We start from the raw sequence: 23,093 nt of genomic DNA, 5'->3' as shown, positions 1-23,093 counted from the left end.
GGGGCTCTCATCAATCGATCGAGACAAACTCGTTCGCGTTCAACAGCATGCGGCACAGTTGTGGAAGATCATTCGTTTTCAGCAATTCGATGGCAGCCTGCTCTTCACGCTCTTTCGGGTTTCTTCCGAAGGCGAGTTCAAAGGCGAACTGGACTCGCTGCTGCGGCGATTCACCCGCAAGCTGCTTCACACGCTCTGAAAAATACCGTGACTGCTTCAGCATGAAACCGTTGTTCAGCATGGCCAATGACTGCAGTGCAGTGGTTGTGACGTTTCGAACCGGCGTGAGATTGGCGGGATTGGGGCAGTCCAGTGTGGTCATGAACTGCTGCGGCGTGGTGCGGACGATAAACCGGTACACCGCCCGTCTCCACTGGTCCGGAGAATCTGCGACGACATAGTCGTAGATCGGTGCGTAGGCTTCGGTGTACTGGAAATCACGGAAGCCAGGACCGGACATCTGCAGATTCAGTTTCCCGGTGACCATCAGCGTGGCGTCCCACAGGGACTCCGCATCGAGTCTGCGTGAGTTCATGCGCCACAGCAGTCGATTGGCACTGTCGACTCCTTCTTCGTGAGGACGACGCACACTCGACTGCTGCCGGTACGTGGCACTCGTGCAGAGGAGCCGGTGCATGTTCTTGATCGACCAGTTCCGAGTGAGGAACTCGTCCGCCAGCCAGTCCAGAAGTTCCGGATGACTGGGCCGCCCTCCTCCAAAACCGAAGTCGCTCGGAGTTTCAACCAGTCCTGCACCGAAGTGATGATGCCACAATCGATTCACCAGAACCCGGCGCGTGAGCGGGTTCGCGGGATCGACAATCCAGTTTGCCAGCGCCAGCCGCCGGGCACCTTCACCTGGACCGCTCAGTTCCAGCTGGTCGGAGATTCCGGTCAGGCAGGCGAGTCCCTTGGGCTCGACCTCTTCCCGGGATTGTTCGGGATCGCCTCGATGAAGCAGATGCACAGCGGGCGTTTCCGCGTCGCTGACGACCCCATAGACCTTGGTTGCCGCCGGAAGCGAATTGAGTTCCATTTCCGTCTGGGGGAGTCGCATGTCGAGGGCATTCAGCTCCGCAAGCTGTGCCGGACTCAGTTCGGCCGGGTGCATAGGGAGCAGCCAGGCATCGCCAAAACCGATCTGGTCATGGCTGATTCCATTCCCATTGTCCGTTGACATCAGCGTGAGGAAACGGGCCGACGCCGGGATGTCGATCTCGACTTGAACCAGACCGTCATCACGTCCCAGCCCTGCACGCTGCACTTTGGGGAGACCGTCGAGATAAATTCCAAGCGAAGCTCCAGCCTGCGTGGTCTGACCGAAATAACCGACTGACGTTGTCAGCTTCATCTCAGCCGGAGCGCCGGCCTGACGAAGTTCATCGAGATCGAAAGTGATCGCTGCATTGGCGTGCAGTGAAAGCAGGGTATGCTCGCTGGATGCGAAGTCGATCTCGCCAAGCTTGGTTGAGAACTGGGAATTGAGCGGGCCAAAACGGATCGCGTCCCACACCTGCCCCGACGTCTTCGGCACATCACGAATCATCAGACCAGTCGATGAGATCTGTGTGCCGGATTCCGACTCATCCGGAATGACGACGCCATCGACGAACTTCAGGGGAGAAGCTGCAAACTGGTTGAGCACGACATCCGGAAGAAACCCGCGAGCAACTTCGATCGACTGACCATTCAGCGGGTCAATGCCCGAGCCAGCTTTGCCGGAACCGTGACCGTCTCCGCCGCCGACAATATCGGCCAGTTTGATCGGTCGTCCTCGCAGCTCCGCCTGCCGGGCACGGATGAGGGACTGTTCGGCCAGAATCTCCTTTCGACGCTCTTCCACGCGGCGCGCTTCTGCCGGGTCGTTGTCACGATCACCCCGACGCACTCCCGCGAAGACGCTCCAGAGCTGGTAGTATTCCTTCTGGGTGATCGGGTCGAGTTTGTGATCGTGGCAGCGGGCGCAGTTCACTGTGAGACCGATTGTGGTCGTCATCACCTGTGTGACCATGTCGTCGAGATCATCCGCCCGCGCCGCCCGTTTCAGCGTGGGCGAGACTGTTTCGACCTGACCGACAAAATCCCAAGGGCCCGCTGCGAGAAAACCGGTCGCTGTCACTGACCGTGAATCGTCCGGACGCAGCACGTCGCCGGCGATCTGTTCGCGGATGAATTCATCATACGGCCGGTCGGTGTTGAGGGCCTCGATGACATAGTCTCGATACCGCCAGGCATTCTCCCGGAGCATGTCCCGCTCGAATCCATGCGTGTCCGCATAGTGGGCAATATCGAGCCAGTGCCGCGCCCAGCGCTCGCCGTATCGCGGAGATTCGAGCATGCGGTCGACCAGCCGTTCGTACGCCTGCGGGTCTTGATCCGCGACAAATGCCTCAATCTCTTCGTAGGTGGGAGGGAGTCCCAGCAAGTCGAAGGAAAGCCTGCGGATCAGCGTCCTTCGGTCCGCTTCCGGAGAGGGAGACAGGTCGTGTTCTTCCAGCTTCGCGAGAATGAATCGATCCAGGTCATTGCGAGGCCACTCTTCGTGTTTGACCGCTGGAACGCTCGGACGTTTCACGGGTTGAAATGACCACCAGTCCAGACCGCCGGGGATCTTCGCCTGAATGACGAAACCTTCGGGCCACTCCGCTCCCGAGACGATCCAGCTGCGAATCTGTTCCACTTCGGCGGCCGTCAGCGGAGCCCCTTCCGCAGGCATCGCGGGATTCTCTCCGGTGATCTGTTCGAGGAGTGAGCTCTCTTCCGGACGACGGGCAACGACAGCAGCGCCGCTTTCTCCTCCTTTGAAAAATTCTTCTTTTGAGGAGAACGAGAATCCGCCCTTTGCATGATCGGTCGAGTGACACCGCAGGCATCTCTGTTCGAAAATCTTTGCAACGCCCTGAGCGAAGTCTGCCTGATCGTCAGCGATCGCCAGACTGCAGGAACTCACTCCGTACAGTGCTGAGAGTAGGCACAGGGAAGGTAGCAGCAGAGCTGTGAGCAGCTTGTTCATGCGGGGTGGTCATTCCGTGGCGAAACATCACAGGTGGCCGTCGGGCCGAGCGTGGGAGAAACATCGAGACAGTTGGTCCTGATGACTACGTCTGTGAAGCTGGTTTCCTTTACTTCAACTTGAGATCGAAGTCGGTGCGGTTCTTCTGGTCGGGCTGAATCTCAGCTTTCAACTCTGTAAGTGTGTTGTACTTCGGCGGGAGAAACTGATCCAACGCAGGCTTTCCGTTCGGTCCCAGCTTGTTGGAGACGCGGGACGACATGATGCTCACCAACTTGGGACCCGGTGCCGAATGAAGCGAGTATTTTCCGTCCTTGATTTCCGCTCCGTACGAGCCTGCAATGCCGTCGGCAGGGTCAAACGTTATGACTCCCGTCGGGAGTTTTTCTCCGTCCAGCAAAATCGTCCCTTCAACCTGGTACAGCTTGGGGCCGGAAGATTGAGAGCAGGCGGCCAGACTCAGGACCAAACCCAAAGTGAGTGAATATTTCAGGTGCGTCATTATAGCACTCCACGATCGCGTAATCTGAACAAGTTTCCGTGATATTGCTGAACGAAGATTGAATTCACATTTTCAATCCCGCTCTACGGTAAGGCCCGGTCGAATGCCGAATTCGGGCCATTCGGAGTGTCGAAACCTGCGACATCTTGAACCCCCGATCAGGGCTGCAGGAAGAATTCGCGAGGCCCGACATTGCCTGTCGAGCCTCTGCTTTCGAACTCGAGTGCCCGGATGGTTTCTAGTGCGAATCTCACGAAAGTGTGGCGTTCCGGCGGCGATAAACACAGCTTTCGAGTAATGAATTACCCAGAATCGCCGCCACACTCCCCTGAGACAGGGGCTAGAACTCTCCTGGGATTTCGCCGCCAGAAATCGTGCCGATCGCCTGGTAGGTCCCGGTATTGATGTTGTCTGAGATAAATCGGACAGATCCATCTCCCATGGTCGCGTTCACTCCCCCGGTATGCATGCTCCGGGCGAACATGGCTGTCCCGCTCATTGCGCAGGTGGCGGGCGAAGTCGTTGTTGAATACGCTTTCCATCCGATGATGTCGGGAGACTTCGTGTTTGGAGTTCTGAGAGCGACGAACAGGGATCCCATGTGAATTGCATTCCAGTAAAGCCCTCGCATGTCCGGGTCAGGCCAGCTTTCACATCCGGTGCCCGCAGTTCCCGAATCTGGTGCCACCAGAATTTCACCGGCCATGAGTGAGTTGGAAGTTCCATCGGTCACATGGCTCATGGAGACGCTTGAACGGGGATAGAACATTCCGCGTGGCTTGACACCATTTGCGTCCAGAATTGCTTCGTTGAACGTGCCCGGCTGATTTCCCCAGGCAGCAGAACCGCCGCAAAGTTGGTAGTTTCCTGCAAATCCATTGTAAGTTCGCTTTCCTGTGCCCGGATCAGAAGGACAAAGCATCGTGCTGACGACAGAATTCGCTCCCTGATTGGAATCCCACCAGGAATTCGGGGCGGTTCCGTTCTGTCCATAGGTCACCCAGGTGTTGTACAAGGGAGCCTGATCAATGAACGGCAGCACCATCGGGAACCAGCTGATGCGTCCCGTTCCCCGGAAGACCGAGTCTTCAGTCGAATACGCGTTGAAGCTGTTCATCATGCCGAAGGGAAAGACGCGGTGCACATCGTGATAGTTGTGCAGTGCCAGTCCTAACTGCTTCTGATTGTTTTTGCACTGGCTGCGACGGGCTGCTTCCCGGGCTTGCTGCACAGCCGGCAGCAGGAGTGCGATCAATACCGCGATGATGGCGATCACCACCAGGAGTTCGATTAACGTGAAGCCCGATGCAAGGCGACCAGGTTTCTTTTTCATGTGAGTTCCTTAGAGAAGAATGGATGCATTTCGAAACTGATGCGAAAGGACACGTCAGGGGGAAGACTCAACGACAAGGATCCGGACTTCATCCAGAAATTCCGGAGGCGACACACCGAAGTAGAACGAGACCGTTTTCCGGTCGTCGGAGACTTGAATCTCGTCTTCTTCCAGCTCCAGTTCCCGAAACTCAGCGACCTCGTACTTCGTCCGAGGAAGTCCGAACAGGGAATCCGTCGCTGTTAATCCGGTTGACGAGACCACAATGGCGGCAATGTCCTGAAAGAACGTCACCGCGCCGCGGGGAGCGAAGCTGACGACGGCAGTCGGGTCATAGTGAATCAGATAGCTGGCGACGGTTGAGCCTGCCGGAATGGTCACTGGACCTGAAAGTCCTTCGACGGTCAGATCGGAAGTCAGTTTCACCCGTTTTTCGGGCATGACCAGCAGATGATTCGGAGTGGTCGTCCTGTTGCTTCGCAGTGAGACTGGTGCCTGAGTGACCGTTCGCAGTGCTCCCGACAATTGACGGATGCCTCCTCGCGATTCGTCGACTGGAGTAAATCGTTCCGGTGCATATCGCACTTCTTTGACAGCTTCCTTCTCCTTCTGAAACTGGGCTGCCCTGGAAGCGGTCAATTCCATGACCTTTGTGGGAAGGCCCCGCCAATCGAGGAGTTTCCCCTGAGCGGCCCCTCGGCGAACGCTCAAATGGGTTCCGTTCCCGGTATCGTGTTGAACAAGAAACTCCGTTCCCAGGTCGACAATTTCGCTGTCGGGAGTCTTCACCGTGAACCCGACTCCTTCCGGCTGCACTTTGGAAAGGAGCGTTCCTTTCGCCAGAGAAACCCGACTCTTTCCGTCGAGTCGCAGCGAAGCTGGGCCAATCAGGTCGACCGTGACGTGGGCCAGTTGCAGGCTGACGATGCCTCGATTGACCGAGATGGTCTGGCCGCGTCGGACAATCTGCCCCAACTCAAGGGAACTGTCCTTGAGCTCAAGGTCTGTCGACAGACTGGCCACGGTTCCCACCGCGGCAGGGACGAGAATCGCGCTGTAATAGGCTCCCCCCAGCGCTGCCAGGCCCAGAAGTGAGCAGGCCACCAGGACAGCGTTGATCTTCCAGCGCTGGCGACGCTCCTGTCGATCTCTGCTGACAGAACACTGCTGGATGATCTGCAGCGCTCCCATTTCATTTGTTTTCTGGTCGGCCTGTTCGAGGAGCTCGCTGTGGAAGTCGAGTCGTTCGACATACGTCTGCAGGCATTGCTGGTCCTGCATGATCAATTCCTCAATGCGAGCGACGCCGGCGGGGTCAATCTCGCCGTCATACAGCTGGTCGGTGAGCTGTCGCACTTCGTCAACCGTGGACCCTTCGGCAGCCATCAATCCTCCCCCGTCCCGAATTGCCTTTGCACGCACTCGGTCAACGCGCGACGAAGGCGTTTCAACTTGGAATACACTGCGGAAACAGTCTGTTTTTTGGTCCGGGCAATCTCCACAAGAGACGTCGATGTCTGGTAACAGTCCGCCAGAAAATCGCGATCCTTATTGGAAAGCTTCTGCAGACAGCCTCTGAGGACTTCCCGGCGGAGTTCGAAGAGCTCATTCCCTGCCGATCTGAACTGGACGATTCTGGCGAGAGCCTGATCGCTCATCCCCGAGCCCCGATGCCGACGCTGTTTGCGGACGTGGGCCTTTGCCACGTTGTAGGCGATGGCACAGGCCCATTTGCGGAAGTTCACGATCTGGTCGAACTCGTCGTACTTCTGCCAGAGAACGACACACACTTCCTGGAAAACATCATTGGCATCATCACGATTGCCGACGATCGCCAGAGCGGAGGCGTACACGTGACGGTAATTCCCAGCCAGCAGGCGCAGAAAATCCGCCTGGATTGAGGAGTCATCCAAGACCGCGGTCAATTCGTCGATGGATAGAGGGCCGGACATCGAAACGTGGTTTATCTGGAAGAAATTCGACTGGATTCGGACGTATCACCAAGTAGTGATTCGAGGGGCGAAATGTGGGCGGGCAAATTTGCAGAAAATCGATATTCCAATCGACCGGGTGGAAGAAAATTTCAGGCTGCTGGGCACAACATCAGACTTAATCAGTTTTTAGGGTGTGTCTAATTCCCTGGGGAACTGGGACTGCGACATGCAGAGAATTAATATGACTGACGCGGTCTCTATCAAACTTGTGTGAATTCGCAACAATCACTGGTTGTTGCATTTCACATCAGTTCCGTATGCAAGGTGTATTCACTCTTTGGAATCTGCCGCGTCCAGGGCCTTGATTGCGGCTTCAATCTCGCGACGCACGTCCTCATGGGCTTCGTGATGCAGCGATCGTGCCAGTTCATGCCGCGCCTGCAGGCCGCCGATCTTCCCCACCCCCCATGCGGCTGCCCCTCGAATCAGAGGCGAATCGGCACTCATGGCGCGAATGAGAATCGGAAGATCCGCTTCACCGCCGATGTTTCCCAGCACAATGGCGGCGTTACGGGCCATGCCAATCCTGCCTGGGCGAGCGAATGGCCGATCGCCAAATCGTTCTTGAAACTCCTCATCAGAGAGGTTCAGAAGTTGCTCCAGACTGGGGACGCTGTCGGGATGCGTTTGAAATTCCGGGAGCATCGGAGGTGTCGACTTGCGGTTCCAGGGGCACACCTGCTGGCAGACGTCGCACCCGAAGATCCAGTCATTCATCCCCGATCTCAGGTTCAGCGGAATAGGGCGGTCGCGCAGTTCGATCGTCAGATACGAGATACATCGCCCCGCGTCCAGCACATACGGCTCCGGAAATGCCTGAGTCGGACACGCTTCAAGACAACGCGTGCAGGTCCCGCAATGGTCTGTCTGATGTGGGGCATCCGGTGTGAGCTCGATGTCTGTGAGGATCGCTCCCAGGAAGAAGTAGCTGCCGCTCCATTTGTTGATCAGCATGGTATTCTTTCCGAACCAACCCAGTCCGGCCCTGCGTGCAAAATCCCGTTCGAGGATCGGCGCAGTATCCACGGCAATGCGTGTCCGGGCTTCAGGGCAGAGAGCGTGCAATTCATCCGCAAGCTGTTGAAGTTTCTGCCTGAGAACGTCGTGATAGTCAGCCGTCCCCTGTGCGTACGCCGCGACCTTTCCGGTGGGTGCAGTCCCCTGCTCCGAGGAAACACCGGGCCCGTAGTTGATGGCAGCTATGATGACGGACTTCACCCCGACCTGCACCCCCTGCGGGTGCTCGTAGGCCTTCTCGCGCCGCGGCATGTATTCCATCGTCGCGTGCATCCCCTGCCTCAGCCAACTCTGGAACTGCTCCAGCGTTTCCGGCCGGGCTGCAGGAGTGATTCCGACCAGCGAAAACCCAAGTTCTCTGGCTCGATCTTTCAGGCGAGTGCTGAAATCACCAGCTGAACTCGGAGACATCATTTGAAAAGCCGATGGACGGTGAATCGAGACGACTGGATCTCTCCCTGGTTTCGGGGAGACTCTTCAACTGCTCGCGCTGCGGTAATGAGACAGCGACCATGTGAAGATCCAGCGAGACAGCAGCAGGAACACAGCCGTCAGGGCCGGTGCAATGAACAGCACGGCAGCGTTCGGTTGCAGGGCCTTCTCCAGCAGCACCCGGGCAGGAACGGTCACGACCAGCAGAATGGGAATCAGAAACGAGAACGCGAACCACACAATCTCGCCGCCGGAAGACTGCCGATAAAAATCCTGCGGATACCGGGCAAAGACCGTAAGGTAAAACCAGAACTCATAGAGACTCTGATTGCGTCCCATCCAGATGCTGGTACTGGCCAGTGCGATCATCAGGGCGTAGAAGAACGCGACTCCCACTCCCACCAGCAGCAGATACATCAAGGCGTTACCGAGGGTGATTGCCACCCCCAGTTTCCACAAAGAGTAAAGCAAAATCCCCAGTGAGATGACGATTTGATTGATCATCGCGAAATCGACTGACTGGAACGAAATCAGGAACTGGGTGTCGATGGGCTTCAGCAACGCGAAGTCCAGATTTCCGGTGCGGATCAATTCGCTGAAGTTCGCACAATTGGGCATGAAGAAGGCTTCCACCAGCCCGTTGATCAGCATGCCGGTTGCCATGAAGGCAAAATATTCATAGTGCGACCAGTCCTGAATGCTCTTCACGCGACCATAGATGATCTCGAACAGAATCAGCTGCGCAGCGATCCAGAAGGTCTGCGTCAGCACTTCAATCAGGAAGTGACCACGAAACATCATGGCTCGCACGAGCGAGTTCCGGAAGAACATCAACCAGACGCGGGAATAGCTGGGGCGGAATGTCGAATGTGGCTGCATGCCCTGTAGTGTCGAGACTCCAGGGCCGGGAGTCCAGAGTACAGACGCAAAATCGAAACGTCGAAGCAGGTGGTGTCATCGACAGGAACATCTGCTGGCCCCTGTCACTGTGATCTGGAGGTGAATTACGTCAACCGTTGGAAGCCACCATGTCTGACTGGACTTCCCAGTCGTTCACGGACGTCATTCTTTGCAATCGCATCAGCCAACTCCTGGAAGACCTGAGAAGCGGCAGAAAAATACGCGTCCAAATGCAAATCGGTATGCGTCAGGGTGGGATAAAAGCCCGACCCGGTCAGAAAACCGTGATCCAGCATGCGTGCGGTGAAAAGAGTCCCGACTGCGGCAGCATCAGGGTGTGAAAACGTCAGGCTGAGTAACGCAGAATGCCCGGTGGCCGCAGTGGCGATTCCCGTCTGCTGGCCCAGTTCGTTCCACCTCTTCAGGAAGACGCTGCCGATCCGTTCGACATGTGCGGGGACGTCGACGGACTTCATTTTCTGAATCGTGGCCAATGCTGCGGTGGGGCCGACACCTTCTGTCCAGTAGGTACTGGAGATGAACGATTCCTGGGCCGCCTGCATGAACTTTGCGGTCCCGACGACGGCTCCCATGGGGTGACCATTTCCCAGCGCCTTGGCGAAGACTGCAATGTCAGGGCGGACTCCGAATTTCAGGTGGACGCCCCCCAGAGACAGGCGCCATCCCGTTGTGATTTCATCGAAGATCAACGCGGCTCCGCAGTCATCGCAGATTTGCCGGACATCCTCCAGAAAGCCGGGGGCAGGTGGAACCGAACGGGTCGGTTCCATGACGACCGCAGCAATTCGGCCTTCCATGTTTTTCACATGACGATGAAGTTCATCAATCCGTTGATAGCTGAACGGCAATGCTGTCGTATGCAGACCGGCCGGCACCCCGGCAGCATTCAGGCCGGCCAGCAGGTGTCCACCCAGTCGATCCTCGTTGCGGCCATCCCCTCGACCCGGCAGATTTGCGGAGAGATACCAGTCAGACCAGCCGTGATATCCGCAGAACGCCAGGCAGTCCCGCCCGGTCGAAGCACGGGCGATCCGCACGGCGATTGACATTGCCTCCCCGCCGGTGCGGCAGTAGCGAACCTGTTCGGCCCAGGGGTGCAGGTCGACCAAGGTCTGAGCGAGCTCCACTTCTTCCGGGCTGTTGAGAGTACACATCGATCCCAGTTGCACCCGACGCACGACAGCATCAGTCACATCTGAGTCAGCATATCCGAGGAGACAGCTGCCGATACCGACCGTGGTGAAGTCGGTGAATCGACGCTCCTCCAGATCGATCACTTCACAACCTCGCGCCTCGCGATAATACGAGGGCCAGCGGTCCGGCGCGTACATCTCGGGCCGCTTGCTGAGTAACTGCGTCCCCCCGGGAATCAAAGCTTTCGCCTGCCGATACGTTTCCTGCGCAGAAGGGCCGGTAGGCTGTTCCTCGATGCTCAAGAGCTGCATCGCATTGAGGCTGAAGATCCGCTCAACGTCGCGATCCTTGAGCCGCAATGTCTGGCAGGCCTGGCGGAGAGCAAGCAGCGATTCGACTCCGACCCGCACCGGTCTGGCGAAAGACGTCCTGGGATCGCCGGTCTGCTGTGAACTCAACCAGTGGAATCCGTCCCCCACACTGATGCACCGACCGACGATTTCGCTGACGGGGAAGTCCGTTCCAAACAGCAATCTTGTCGGCCCGAAGACTCTCAGTACTGCTTCGAAGGACGCTGCTTCGCAGATCGCAGAGGTATCAAAGTACACATTGTCGAGTCCTCTGAGCGAATCGATTCCTTCAACCGTGTGATACCCGCAGAATCCGCGGGCCGCATGAGCCAGGATCAGGCGCGTGTTGGGATAGCGGCTGCAATGTGACCGGATGTATTCCAGATTCCGGGGGTCAGCGACCGCACGTTCGCGGACCAGATGAAGCATGATCGCCAGTCCGCGAGCATGTGAGGTCTCCCAGGCCCATTCGGGGATGAATTCACCAATCTCCGCGTTGAACGTATCGGGGCGCGATGCGTAATGATGATAAACCTTGAACCCGGCCCAGCCTTCGCTCGCGACCTGTGTCGAGACTTTTGCAGGATCATCCTGCGGTTTGATGAGCAGAAGCCCGCGCGACATCGGGTGCTGTTTCAGTTCCTGAAGAATCAGCCGGTTGGCGGACGGAAGGCAGAGTGTCTTCGTCGGCAGCGCGAAAAACAGTCCTGCTTGGGGGACAGAACGTCCCATCCAGTTCTTCAGGCTGCTGAGATAGGCATCGAACCCGACAGCAGTCTGCCCCGGCAGGGCAAGCGGCGGAAGTGCCGGCGTATCCGACTGCGGTTCATACAAATGAGCATGAAAGTCAAACGTGCGTTGCGGGATAAACGAATGAAGAGATCGCTCCAGCAGTTCAGTTTCCGTCATCATCGATTCCTTGCCCGGTCGACCCGCCGGAAGAAAGGGTCATACACATTCGTTGCACCGGTACGAAGACGTTGCATGCCAGGCACAACCCTAGAGTGGTTTTGCCAATAATCTATTACGTTCCGCAGGCGATAATATGGACTTTCATGAGGTGAAAATCCTGGATCGCCTGCACATGATAGACCAAACTGGTCTAATGCGAATTCCGATCGCCCGCTCAGGCGGTGAGCGGGCAAACAGTCACTGGCAGAGACAGGCCCAGACAGCGTTGCCGGAACAGCTCTCTCCTGAAAATGTTTTTGAGACTGCCAAAGTCTGTCGATCAGCGATGTCAGTTCTGAAACTGAATCGCAAAGACATCGGCGCGGTCCATGTGAAGGCGAACCCGAATTGGTTGGTCTTTGAGCTTTGAAAGATCGCTGCCATCGTTCCACGAAACGACAGCGTCAATCTCATCACCGGTCATCGATTTCGATTCCTCAAGTGAGAAGCCCTGAAGTGGATTTGATTCGGCATCCAGGAGTTCCACCCGTACGCTTCCCCCCGGCTTGACACAATAGTTGAGAGACAGCGTCGTTCCGGAGAATCGCAACGGCTTTGTCACGATCTCACCCATCTGATCCGCACTGGCAGAGACAAAGCCGTCTGTCCGGAACACGAACCGGCGCAGGCGGCTGCCGAGACCGGTGTAGTACGCCTCGGTCGCGTACACCGAAAGTTCACGGTCCTGTCCGGGAAGCTGCAGCAGGCCGTTGGCCATGTAATTACTGCGATTTCCGTCCCGGTCCATTGGAGCGGAGATCGGGATAAGGGGCTCGCTCCACCGGTGAAAATTCAGGCCGTCACGGCTGGTCATGAGGATCGGTTCGACCTGCTGCGTTTTTTCCTGATAGCGTGTCGGGAATCCGATGTAGATGTGGGGAGCACGAACATAGGGGCGGATGGCGTTCGTATACAGGTGCTCCTTTCGTTGATCGTCATATCGGAGGAACTCCGCATTCGACCAATGAATGAAGTCAGCGCTGGTGGCCGTTTTAATGTCCCGCAGCTCTCCATTGCGGAAATGTCGGAAATAGCTGGCGTAACAACCTCTCACCGGATCCCAGAACCCGGTGTTCTGTGAGTCAAAGAAACCATCGGTGATGACATTCTCCGGATGAAGCTGCTTCCAATGAATGCCATCGGGAGACTGAAATGCCCGCAGGCCCTTCTTGAACTCCCCCGCGAACGCTTTGAATTTCGCATCGGGATGGCAATCCGGATTGTCATCTTTGAATGGGGCGAAGCAGTGACTTGCAAAACCGTCGATGTCGGCGGACCAGACAATGTTGTTGTCCTTCGATCCCTGAAACTCGAAGAGGCCCAGGTTCGGCTTTGTCCAGTGAATCCCATCCTGTGACTCGGCATAGCAGGTGAATTCCGTATGGATTCCCTGCTTGGTTGTTTCGTTGACGCCGGAGCCACGATAGTAGACCCGGAATCGGTCCTCATCTTCGATCAGGGTGAAGTATGCGGAAGTGTTTCCTTCCCAGGGGGCGTCGCACGTCAGAACGACATCGCCGGCTTTGGGGTCGTGCTGCCGGAAAGTGATCCCTTTCTTCGCTGCAATCAAGTGTGTGTCGATTAACAACTCTCTTCGATCACCGATGTTCAGGGGTTCTTCCGCCCGCGCTGCGGATGAGATCATCGCGATACAGAGAGCGATCGTGGGCAGGCTGCCGGTCTTTTGCATTCGATTCGATTCCACAACGGGCGTTGAACAGTTCATTGAAGCTTTGGTGGGAAACCATGAGGCGTTTCGGCGGCGATCAGCACCGCTATCGAGCAGGGAATCCCCTCGAATTGCTGCCATACGCCATTGAGGCAGGGGCTAAAGTTCGAAGCTGGCGACGTTGCTTCCAGGGTTAATGGTTGCAGTCAAGCCGCTGGTCTGGGGCGTGCGGTATCGGGCGTGAAAGTCGGCCTCTGGAACTTTGGCTCCCTTTTCCAGTTCTTCCGGGGATGGGATGACCGGTTGAATTGCGACCTGATATTTGCCGGGAGGGCACTGCGCGACCTCATAACTTCCAGACGGCTCGAGTGTGGCCCCGAAGCTCTCGCCGTTTTCGCCAAAGAAAACGATGACCGCACCGGTAACCGGTTTGCTGGATTTGGTGACCTGCCCCGAAATACTGCTCTGAGGGCGGGCGGACTGAAAACCGCAGCCTGCAGAGAAGAGACCCAGGATCAGGGCGACCGATAGACAGCGATTCCAGTTGAAACGCATTTGATCTCTCTTTGCAGGGGTTTCGACACGACCAGCGCCTTGGTCGAGCCACGTGTCGGGACGATCACCCGGAAACATCATGACTGCCTCTCCTTCCTCCCGATCCCGAGAGGACGGAGAAGCCAGTGGTCAATTCTCAGCAGTCCTGCAATTCATTGGAATCGACGGACTGACGAGCGCGAGGGCCGTTTTCAGAATTCACCGACGACCTGATTGTCATCGATTGAACACAGACGCAGCCACAGATCATTATTGATGGAGTCACTCATTGTGCGGACGCTTCCATCTCCCAGCACGACGTTCACGATTCCAGGATGAGAGGAGTTGATAATCGTGTTGGCCATGTAGCTGATGTCACTGTAATTGGGAGTGGCTGTCTTCGTGTTCGGAGCGACCTGGGCGGTCGTCAGACCCATGCAGTAGTGAGTGCTGTTGGTCGGCAGGGACGAGATGGTCAGATTCGTGGAAGCGCCGGTCCATCCTCCCAGATAGTTCGCCCGGATGGGGACCGGGGCAGCGCCGGCAGTCGGCGCCACCTGACCGGACTGTTCGGCGATCACGATCACATTGGAAGCTCCGTCTGTCATGTTACGGAAGTTTCTGTTCTCGTTCATCGGCAGGGCTCCGTTGTTGCACATCATTCCGCGGCCGAAGGACTTGCACCCCGTTGGTGATGTTGCAGCGTCGCGACCCGCTGGATCGGGGCCGGCTCCAGCCAGTCCGACGTAATCGTGCTTCTGTGTCCGACGCGCTCCCGGCGTGTCTGTTGTCCCCTTTTCAACAAACCCTTTCGGCTGAAGGGGATTCGAAGGACACTGGTAGATGCTGAGAAGCACGCCGTCGAGTGCCGTATTGTTCGTAAACGGGTCCTGAAACCATGAGTTCGCTTCGAATGACAGTTTGTTGAACAGCGTCGCCTGATCAATAAAGGGAAGCAGGGAGGTCCGCCAGTTGGTCCCGGTTCTCATGATTGCATTGTTCACCGACTCGTAGCCAAAACGCGAACCGATGGGAAACGAGCTGTGCGTATCGTGGTAGTTGTGCAGTCCCAGGCCGAGCTGTTTCAGATTGTTTTTGCATTGGGACCGGCGGGCCGCCTCGCGTGCCTGCTGCACTGCGGGCAGGAGAAGTGCAATCAGGACTGCGATGATTGCAATGACGACCAGTAGTTCGATCAGCGTGAAGCCGACTTTTTGACTGCCCCGAGAAGTACGCAAAGCCACCATAAAAGGACTCCTGGCCGATAAGGCATAGAAACCGCCCCGGATTTCGATCCGGCAAAGGCGTGGAAAACCAAAGTCTTGTTGGGTTGCGGGACGAGACCCGGCTGCGCAACGTGGAACCGTGCGACTGCCGAATAACTGGTATTTATTCTTGTTTTCTGCGAGAACCTGTCAATAGTGGCCTTCCGGTTTTTTTGAGTTTCGTCTAAAATACCCTTTATGAGCAAAACAGCCACAAGCCCCCAGGCATGGGAACTCGCGGAACGCATTCGACACCGCATCCAGTCCGAGCAACTCTCTGATGGCTCCTTCTTTATGACGGAAGCCCAGCTGGCGGAAGAATACGACGCTTCGCATACGGTCACCCGTGAAGCGGTCAGCCGCCTGCAGGCTCTGGGGATCCTCGAGGGGCGAAAAAGGAAAGGGCTGATCGTCCGGCACCCTGATTTGATCCGCCTGCTTTCACACAGCATGCCGTCTCTTCTGGGATCGGAAGAGGATGGAAGAGAGCTCGAGGTCCTGCGGTACGTGATCGAGGTCGGAGCGATTGAGCTGGCAGTGAAATTCGGCACTGCCAAGCAGATCGAAGAACTGACAGCGACAATGGATCGGCTGGAAACGGCACTCCTGCGGGAAGTCGATCAGGAAGCCGCCTACGCCCTGGACCTCCAGTTTCATTTGCAGATCCTGCAGATGACCGGAGCCAAGCTGGTCATGGGGATGCAGGAAGTCCTGGTCCGTTTCTTTCAGGCTGTCTCGATCCCGCTGGCTCTGAAGAAGGAGTTTACTCCTGAACTTGCAGAACGAATCGTCTGGGAGCACCGCGAACTGTGCAACGCCATCCGCGCTCGGGACGTTGAGCATGCGCGGGCATTGATTCGACTGCAATTCCGCCAGGTCATCACCCAGTTGGAACAAGATGAGGTGGCCAGTAATGCAGCGAACGATGAGAGCGCCGCACTGAATTCGGATTGACCCCATCCTTGAAGGGTCGCAAAACTTAACAGGGGTCTTGCTGCTGGATCGAGATCGAAGTGGTCGTTTCAGATCCCGATTGATTTCCCAGCGTGCAGGAATCTCTTCTTCTGCAATCTCGCTGCGGCTTGAACCTGATGAAAAGGGACGTCCGGCTGCGACCCTCGCAGGTCGAAGCCTCCTGTGAACAGTCTTTTTTCCAAGGCTGGGGACGGACGCGACATCCGCTTCCGGCTGAATTGGGCGGACGATCTCAAACAGCGGTCGCGTGTAAGTTGTCTCATTCAAAAAATCTCTGGATGCTGGCACGAACCCTGCAGCGACCAGAATGCGAGGGAACCGCGGGGAAGAAGTTGTGTCGTTGCTGTCCTCGCACGCTTCCCGCTCTTCACGGAAGAGATCTCTCGAACGGAGTTCCTGATTCGAACGAAAGATCTTCCCATGGGACGTCCTATCTGGAAGGGCCAAATTTCTTTTGGTCTCGTGAACATTCCGATCTCGGTCTTCTCTGCCGAGCGGCGGGTCGATCTCAGCTTCAAGTTGATCGACAGCAGAAATTCGGCCCGCGTCCGTTATGAACGGGTCAACGAGGAAACCGGGAAGGAAGTTCCCTGGGGATCGATTGTCAAAGGGTTTGAGTACGACAAAGGAAGCTACGTGCTTCTGACTGAGAAGGATCTCGAGTCTGCTGCCGTCGAGATGACAAAAATCATTGAGATTGAAGCGTTCGTCAATCCGACAGAGATTGAAAGCGTTTACTTCGACCGCCCCTACTACATTGTCCCCGGGAAAGGAGCCGAGAAAGGCTATCTCTTACTCCGGGAAGCGATGCGGAAGTCCAGCATGGTCGGAATCGCAAAAGTCGTCATCCGGACCCGGCAATATCTTTCCGCCGTCATGCCGGACGGCGATGCCCTGGTGCTCAATCTGATGCGATTCCCGCAGGAGGTTGTCCCCGCGAGCGAATTTGAATTTCCCGGGAGCGATCTGAAGAAATACAAGGTGACCGCGAAGGAGATCGAACTTGCGGAACAGCTGATTCAGGGAATGACCGCCAGCTGGGAACCGGAAGCGTATCACGATGAATATCGCGAAGCTCTCATGGGGCTGATCGACAAGCGGATCAAATCCGGAAAGACCAAGGTCGTTGAAGACACTGACGAGCCTGACGAACCGGAAAGCCATCCCAAGACCATCAACTTCATGGATGTGCTGAAGCAGAGCGTCGAGAAGACGAAACCGAAGCCGAAAAAGAAGACTTCTCCCAAGCGTCGAGCGACCAAAAAGAAAAAGGTCAGCTAAGCAAGTGTCTCTGTCCCTGTGATTGAGTACTCATCGATCATGAATCTGACAGCCTACCAGAAGAAGCGAAACTTTCGCAAAACCAAAGAGCCCTCTGGCGGTCGCGGAAAGGCCCGACGGGGGAAGCTGCTGTATGTGATTCAGAAGCATGCTGCCAGTCACCTGCATTATGACTTTCGGCTTGAACTCAACGGGACGCTCAAGAGCTGGGCTGTGCCCAAAGGGCCCTCCCTGGATCCGCACCGCAAGCAGTTGGCAGTGCATGTTGAAGATCATCCCGTCGCCTACGGAGATTTTGAAGGGACGATTCCCAAAGGAGAGTATGGGGGCGGGACCGTCATGGTCTGGGATCAGGGATGGTGGGAGCCGCTGGGAGACCCCGAACGCGACTATCACGCAGGGAAACTGAAGTTCATCGTCCACGGCAAGAAGCTGAAAGGGGGCTGGACGCTGGTTCGAATGGGAGGAAAAGCGGGCGAGGACGGTAAGAACTGGCTGCTGATCAAAGAACGTGATGAACAGGCCCGTGACCAGGCGGACCTCGATATTCTCGAGAAGAAGCCGCAAAGTGTCCTGACCTCACGCAGCCTCGAAGCGATCGCCAACGAGGAGTCCACGGGTTCCCAGAAGAAATCCGCCACGCGCAGTCGTTCGAAATCCACGACGACGAAACTTCCGGAAAGCCTCCCTCCACAGCTCGCAACACTCGTGACGACAGCGCCCAGTGGTGAGACGTGGCTGCACGAAATGAAGTTCGACGGCTACAGGCTGCTGGCGTTTGCGGAGACGGATGACGTTCGCCTCATCACCCGGAACGGAAACGACTGGACTTCGAAGTTCCCGCACGTTCGAAAGGGGGTTGAGGAACTCGGCCTCTCCGGCACGATTCTCGATGGAGAGATCGTCATGCTCCGGAATGACGGGATCCCGGATTTCCAGCTTCTGCAGAATGCGATCAAAGCCAAAGGGGACCAGGACTTCACCTACTACGTCTTCGATATGCCCTTCTTTGATGGGGAAGACCTGCGGCAGAAGTCACTCGTTGAACGGAAGGAACTGCTTCAGGATCTTCTCGCGCGTCATTCCCCCGACAACGACGGCATGGTCCGCTACAGCGAGCATGTTCTGGGGAAAGGAAAGGAGTTCGCGGACTTGTCGTGTCACCATCAGATGGAAGGGATTATCTCAAAGCGGATCGATTCCCCGTATGAATCCGGCCGGACCCGAACATGGGTGAAGACGAAATGTCATCACCGGCAGGAGTTCGTGATTGGAGGCTACACCCGTCCGAGCGGAAGCCGCACCGGCTTTGGTGCTCTGCTGCTCGGGTATTACGAGGATCAAAAACTGCGCTACTGCGGCCGGGTCGGAACAGGATTCTCGGAAGCGTCACTGAAGGAAATGACTCGACAGCTGAGGTCACACCAACAGGAGGAATGTCCGTTTTCAAAACGTCCTCCTGCGCTTCGTAACCTCGCAGCCTGGGTCGAACCGGTCCTCGTGGCAGAGGTCGAGTTCTCTGAATGGACCGACGACGATCAACTGCGTCACGCCTCCTTTCAGGGCCTGCGGCAGGATAAAGAGCCGACGTCTATCCGAAAGGAGAAACCGGTGTCGAGCAAGGAGGTTGCTGTGGCGACCGAGAAAAAAGCACGACGTGCATCCGGGAATCGGACGAGCTCCAAAGCGAAATCCGGCTCGATTGAAGTAGCGGGGGTGGCGATTTCCAGTCCGGACCGGGTCGTCTTCCCCGAACCTGCAATCACAAAAGGGGAGCTCGCGCAGTTCTATGTCGACATTGCGGAGTGGATTCTTCCCCATGTCGTCGATCGACCGTTGTCGCTGGTCCGTTGCCCTGAAGGGCTCGGCGGGGAATGTTTCTACCAGAAGCATTTCAGCGGTCGCCTGCCGGAAGGGGTTTCCACTGTTCCCATCAAAGAAAAGAACAAGACGGACGATTACCCGGTCGTAAAGGAGATCTCCGGAGTCGTTTCGTTAATTCAGAACGGAGTGCTGGAGATCCATCCCTGGGGCTCGCGTGTTGACAAGCTCGAGAGTCCAGATCGAATTGTCTTCGATCTCGATCCGGGAGAAGGGACCAGCTGGAAGCAGATTCTGAACGGCACTGCCGAGATTCGGAGCAGGCTGGAAGATCTTGGCCTGACCTCTTTTCTCCGCACATCCGGCGGCAAGGGACTGCATGTGGTGGTGCCTCTGGCCCGGCGGTCCAGCTGGGACGACGTGAAGTCCTTCGCTCATGGAATCGCGTCTGCCATGGCGAAAGATGACCCCAAGTCCTACACCGACGTGATGAGCAAGGCCGGACGAAAGAACCGGATCTTTATCGACTACCTGAGAAACGGCCGCGGCTCGACCGCCATCGCCTCCTATTCAACACGAGCCAGAACAGGCGCGCCAGTGGCCACGCCGTTGAGATGGGACGAGCTGACACCTTCGCTTCAACCCAATGGATACACGGTCGCCAATCTGCGTCAGCGGTTGAGGTCACTGAAGGCCGATCCCTGGGAAGACTTCTTTTCCGTGCAACAGGTCCTGACCAAGAAGATGCAAAGTCACGTTGGCCGGTAGTTGCTGCGACTCGCCTTGGAGCTGCACCCAGCGATTCCTCCTCGCAATGCACGCACGCTGAAGAGATCATGCCTAAGTGCGTCCTCTTGTCGGTTTTCTGCTATCATCAGGTGTGATTTGAAGCATCATCCAGATTCGGGCCACAGGGGAATTCGATGTCAACTGAAAGCAACAGACGTTCGTTCCTGGCCCGTTCCACGACCGGCAGCCTCCTCGCAATGAGTGGACAGTTCGGGTTCCTGAATCGTCTGCCCCGATTGACCGCTGCCGAAGCCGCGTTGCCATCCGGGATGGTCAAGTTTGATCCGGAGATCGAGCCGCTGGTCAGGCTCATTGAGGAGACGGATCGTTCGCAGTTGCTGGAACAGGTCGCTTCCCGCATTCACGCGGGGACATCCTATCAGCAGGTGCTCGCTGCTCTGCTGCTTGCAGGGATTCGAAATGTGCAGCCGCGACCCTCAGTGGGGTTCAAGTTTCATTGCGTGCTTTGCGTGAACAGCTGCCATCTGGCGAGCCTGAGTGGGCCGGATGAAGACCGCTGGCTTCCAATCTTCTGGGCTCTGGACTACTTCAAAGGGGCTCAGGCAGAAGAATTGCAGAAGACCGGCTGGAAGATGTTGCCGGTCAATGCTGCTCAAGTGCCGCACGCTTCAGAAGCGAAGAAGCTTTTCATCGACGCCATGGAACGCTGGGATGTCGAACAGGCTGATACCGCTGTCGCCGGATTGTGTCGATCCGCGGGAGCAACCGAGATCTTCAACCTGTTCGCTCAGTTCGCGGCGAGAGACTTCCGCTCAATTGGCCATAAGGTGATCTATCTCGCCAACAGCTGGCGGACGCTCGAAGTGATCGGATGGCAGCATGCGGAACCGGTCCTGCGTTCGCTGGCCTTCGCACTCCTGAATTCTGAAGGTAGCAAGAACCCCGCCGAGCAGGATCTCCCGGCAGATCGCCCGTGGAAACAGAACGCAGAATTGCTGAAGCAGGCCTGGCCAGAGAACTGGGAAAACGGCTCGCTGGATCAGAATGCGACTCGCGATCTGATCGCCCAGTTCCGTTCAGAAGATCCGCAGGCTGCCGGTGTTTCCGCAGCGGAGATGATCCAACACGGAGTTTCACCGCAGTCTGTCTGGGATGCTGTCTTTGTCGGTTCCGGAGAGCTTCTCATGCGGCAACCGGGCATCGTCGGACTGCATGGACTGACGACCGCCAACGCCATGAACTATCTCTGGAGGAACGTCGGAGAGGCTGATCTTCGGCGTCAACTCCTCTTGCAGGCCTGCTCCTTCAATACGATGTTCCGCGATGCTGCAGCGGGTCGAGGAGCGTTGAAGTCCGAAACGATCGACACGTTGCCGCAGCTGCAGAACCCGACAGGGGCCGGTCCTTCTCTTGAAGAAATCTTCACGTCCGTCTCGACCGACAAAATGCAGGCGATGAACGAGACCGCCGCGTATCTTGCCGCTGGAGGACGCCCGGAAGACTTCATGACCGCGGCCCGGAGAATGATCTTCCTCAAGGGGCGGGACGCACACGACTACAAGTTTAGCGCGGCCGTCCTCGAAGACTTCCCTCACGTCAGTGAACACTGGCGAAATCAGTTTCTCGCGCTCTCTGTCTTCAATCTGCGGGGAGCCGGAGACCGGGAGAGCCCTGTTCTGGCACGAACCCGTGAGGCACTGGCCTGAGATAAGAACAGGCCCCGTCGCAGAGCACGGCTTAATTTCGTCTGTCGCCTGGCGAAGAGGATTGTGTCAGCTTGCCGATTTCCGGAATGATCCAGCGTCGACAAAGCTCTGTGATCGGGACCTCCTGCCGGGCAGCTTCCAGTCGCAGTGCCCGCCAGTCTGTGATGGGAAGGAAGATGGAGATTTGCTTTTTGATTTCTGCCTGCGCCATGACTGCTTTCAGTGGAGTGTTAATGTTGGCTGAGTGAGCGCGCGCGAAGTTGTGAACGCGGTTTCGAATACGTGAACGGGCCTACTCCGGCCGCTCTTTCGGCTGGGGAGTGCGCCTGCTGCGACGCGGCTCCCGTCTGAGCCGATGCCGACGTTCGCGCGGTTCCGATTCGTCGGGGTCATCGCAGTCCCAATGTCGACGGGTCAGTTCGATGGGGAGAGGACGATTCTCATCCCAGGCAAAGCGGGCTTCACGAACCATGGTCAAGTTCCGGATGAACGGGGGGATAAATCGGTGTGGCGACTGAAGCGCCACTCCGCCGCCGAGACCGACATCCATGTCGGAATTGTTCATCCTGAACGGACTCAGCGAACAGAGAACTCACTCAGGGAAGTACGGAAGAATGTGGAAAACCTGTCAGAGATTTTTTCCAGTGACGTCTGACGCGTTGAGAGTCACTCCATCTCTGTCCACAGAGACGGCGCAGGATGAGGCCATGCTGTTCCAAAGAAGACTTCGGAATCCGCTCTGTACCGGTTCTCAAGCGGTTGCGCTGGCGGCGTCCGCTTTTTCCTCAGCGGCACTCCGTCGCATGTAGAACGGTTCGAGAGTCCAGGGGTCATCCAGTTTCCCCTCCGCAGCCGCCTGTTCTCCGAGGACCGCGACCGCACTGGCGCGAGGCGTTCGCAGTTCGGGGGGACTCAGCGGAAACGCGGCGAGCTCCGTTCCGAATTGATCCAGACCCGGACCACAAAGCAGCACGCCGGCGGGCAACTGGGCTTTCCAGGCATCAAACGCCACCAGCTGGGGCCGGGTGACGTTGTTCCATCTGCCATTCACGCAGCGATATTCGCCCGCGCAGACGTCACCCCGGAGGGCATCTTCAATGACCCAGACATGGTCGACATCCGGCTGCACAGCTGCCACGGCCAGAAATGAATCGACGCCGACGATCGGACAGCCGACTGCATACGCGAAAGTCTTCGCACAGACGACCCCTACACGCAAACCGGTAAAACTTCCCGGGCCAATACTGACTGCCAGCAGTTCCACTTCCTGCGGACGAAGCCCATGACTCTGAAGCAGCGTCCCGATTTCCGGGACGACGGTCCGTGCATGGCGTCGACCGCTGGCTGTCAGCTCCACTTCACCGCAAAGTTCGCCGTGCCTGCGCAGCGCGATGGACCCTGCTCTTCCGGAAGTTTCGATGGCCAGCGTGATCATGGAGAAGTTC

Annotated in this window: 18 protein-coding genes; 4 read left to right on the top strand and 14 right to left on the bottom strand. The window is 57.0% G+C overall.

Annotation, left to right across the window (positions count from 1 at the left end; translation table 11 throughout):
- Window positions 1-10: 10 nt before the first annotated feature.
- The 11 genes from SH661x_RS15350 to SH661x_RS15300 all read right to left on the bottom strand — a co-directional run bounded on the left by SH661x_RS15350 (window position 11) and on the right by SH661x_RS15300 (window position 15,097).
- A complete protein-coding gene (locus tag SH661x_RS15350; protein WP_437223092.1) occupies window positions 11-3,013 on the bottom strand; it encodes a DUF1553 domain-containing protein in 3,003 nt (1,000 codons plus the stop codon).
- Window positions 3,014-3,122: 109 nt separating this feature from the next.
- The gene (locus SH661x_RS15345) at window positions 3,123-3,515 is read right to left on the bottom strand and encodes a hypothetical protein (protein WP_437223090.1); all 393 of its coding nucleotides are present in this window, start codon (window positions 3,513-3,515) and stop codon (window positions 3,123-3,125) included.
- Window positions 3,516-3,855: 340 nt separating this feature from the next.
- A complete protein-coding gene (locus tag SH661x_RS15340; protein WP_437223087.1) occupies window positions 3,856-4,848 on the bottom strand; it encodes a DUF1559 domain-containing protein in 993 nt (330 codons plus the stop codon).
- Window positions 4,849-4,902: 54 nt separating this feature from the next.
- Window positions 4,903-6,234, bottom strand: coding sequence for a FecR domain-containing protein (locus SH661x_RS15335; RefSeq protein WP_437223084.1), 1,332 nt, complete (start codon window positions 6,232-6,234; stop codon window positions 4,903-4,905).
- Window positions 6,234-6,800: a sigma-70 family RNA polymerase sigma factor gene (locus tag SH661x_RS15330; protein ID WP_437223082.1), complete on the bottom strand. Its 567-nt coding sequence runs from the start codon at window positions 6,798-6,800 to the stop codon at window positions 6,234-6,236. Before SH661x_RS15330 ends, SH661x_RS15335 begins: the two co-directional genes overlap by 1 nt.
- A 312-nt stretch (window positions 6,801-7,112) precedes the next feature.
- Window positions 7,113-8,273, bottom strand: coding sequence for a tRNA epoxyqueuosine(34) reductase QueG (gene queG, locus SH661x_RS15325; RefSeq protein WP_437223079.1), 1,161 nt, complete (start codon window positions 8,271-8,273; stop codon window positions 7,113-7,115).
- A 63-nt stretch (window positions 8,274-8,336) separates the two neighbouring features.
- Window positions 8,337-9,170: an ABC transporter permease gene (locus SH661x_RS15320; RefSeq protein ID WP_437223076.1), complete on the bottom strand. Its 834-nt coding sequence runs from the start codon at window positions 9,168-9,170 to the stop codon at window positions 8,337-8,339.
- Between the two features lie 125 nt (window positions 9,171-9,295).
- Window positions 9,296-11,608: an aminotransferase class III-fold pyridoxal phosphate-dependent enzyme gene (locus SH661x_RS15315; protein WP_437223073.1), complete on the bottom strand. Its 2,313-nt coding sequence runs from the start codon at window positions 11,606-11,608 to the stop codon at window positions 9,296-9,298.
- A 328-nt stretch (window positions 11,609-11,936) separates the two neighbouring features.
- Complete coding sequence (locus SH661x_RS15310) at window positions 11,937-13,337, bottom strand: hypothetical protein (protein ID WP_437223070.1); 1,401 nt, start codon at window positions 13,335-13,337, stop codon at window positions 11,937-11,939.
- 138 nt (window positions 13,338-13,475) lie between these two features.
- A complete protein-coding gene (locus SH661x_RS15305; protein ID WP_437223068.1) occupies window positions 13,476-13,952 on the bottom strand; it encodes a carboxypeptidase-like regulatory domain-containing protein in 477 nt (158 codons plus the stop codon).
- Window positions 13,953-14,062: 110 nt separating this feature from the next.
- A complete protein-coding gene (locus tag SH661x_RS15300) occupies window positions 14,063-15,097 on the bottom strand; it encodes a DUF1559 domain-containing protein (RefSeq protein WP_437223066.1) in 1,035 nt (344 codons plus the stop codon).
- A gap of 216 nt (window positions 15,098-15,313) precedes the next feature.
- Here SH661x_RS15300 and SH661x_RS15295 point away from each other — a divergent pair, with 216 nt between their 5' ends.
- The 4 genes from SH661x_RS15295 (at window position 15,314) to SH661x_RS15280 (ending at window position 21,648) form a co-directional block, all read left to right on the top strand.
- On the top strand, window positions 15,314-16,069 hold the full coding sequence (locus tag SH661x_RS15295) for a FadR/GntR family transcriptional regulator (RefSeq protein ID WP_437223063.1): 756 nt from the start codon (window positions 15,314-15,316) through the stop codon (window positions 16,067-16,069).
- Between the two features lie 441 nt (window positions 16,070-16,510).
- Entirely contained in the window at window positions 16,511-17,371 is an 861-nt protein-coding gene (locus SH661x_RS15290) for a Ku protein (RefSeq protein ID WP_437223060.1), read from the top strand.
- 39 nt (window positions 17,372-17,410) lie between these two features.
- Window positions 17,411-19,960, top strand: a complete 2,550-nt coding sequence (gene ligD / locus SH661x_RS15285; RefSeq protein WP_437223058.1) for a DNA ligase D — start codon at window positions 17,411-17,413, stop codon at window positions 19,958-19,960.
- A 155-nt stretch (window positions 19,961-20,115) separates the two neighbouring features.
- Window positions 20,116-21,648, top strand: a complete 1,533-nt coding sequence (locus SH661x_RS15280; protein WP_437223055.1) for a hypothetical protein — start codon at window positions 20,116-20,118, stop codon at window positions 21,646-21,648.
- 31 nt (window positions 21,649-21,679) lie between these two features.
- Here SH661x_RS15280 and SH661x_RS15275 read toward each other — a convergent pair whose 3' ends face one another.
- From SH661x_RS15275 to tsaB, 3 genes are all read right to left on the bottom strand, one after another.
- Window positions 21,680-21,859 (bottom strand): hypothetical protein, encoded by a 180-nt coding sequence (locus SH661x_RS15275; protein ID WP_437223052.1) that lies wholly within the window; start codon window positions 21,857-21,859, stop codon window positions 21,680-21,682.
- Between the two features lie 81 nt (window positions 21,860-21,940).
- The gene (locus SH661x_RS15270) at window positions 21,941-22,213 is read right to left on the bottom strand and encodes a hypothetical protein (protein WP_437223050.1); all 273 of its coding nucleotides are present in this window, start codon (window positions 22,211-22,213) and stop codon (window positions 21,941-21,943) included.
- A gap of 186 nt (window positions 22,214-22,399) precedes the next feature.
- Window positions 22,400-23,083: a tRNA (adenosine(37)-N6)-threonylcarbamoyltransferase complex dimerization subunit type 1 TsaB gene (gene tsaB / locus SH661x_RS15265; RefSeq protein WP_437223048.1), complete on the bottom strand. Its 684-nt coding sequence runs from the start codon at window positions 23,081-23,083 to the stop codon at window positions 22,400-22,402.
- Between the last annotated feature and the right edge of the window lie 10 nt (window positions 23,084-23,093).

It is taken from the genome of Planctomicrobium stercoris (genome assembly GCF_051465655.1).
Classification (GTDB): domain Bacteria; phylum Planctomycetota; class Planctomycetia; order Planctomycetales; family Planctomycetaceae; genus Planctomicrobium.
Note: the sequence above shows the minus strand (reverse complement) of the source record. Positions and strands in the feature narration are given on the sequence as shown.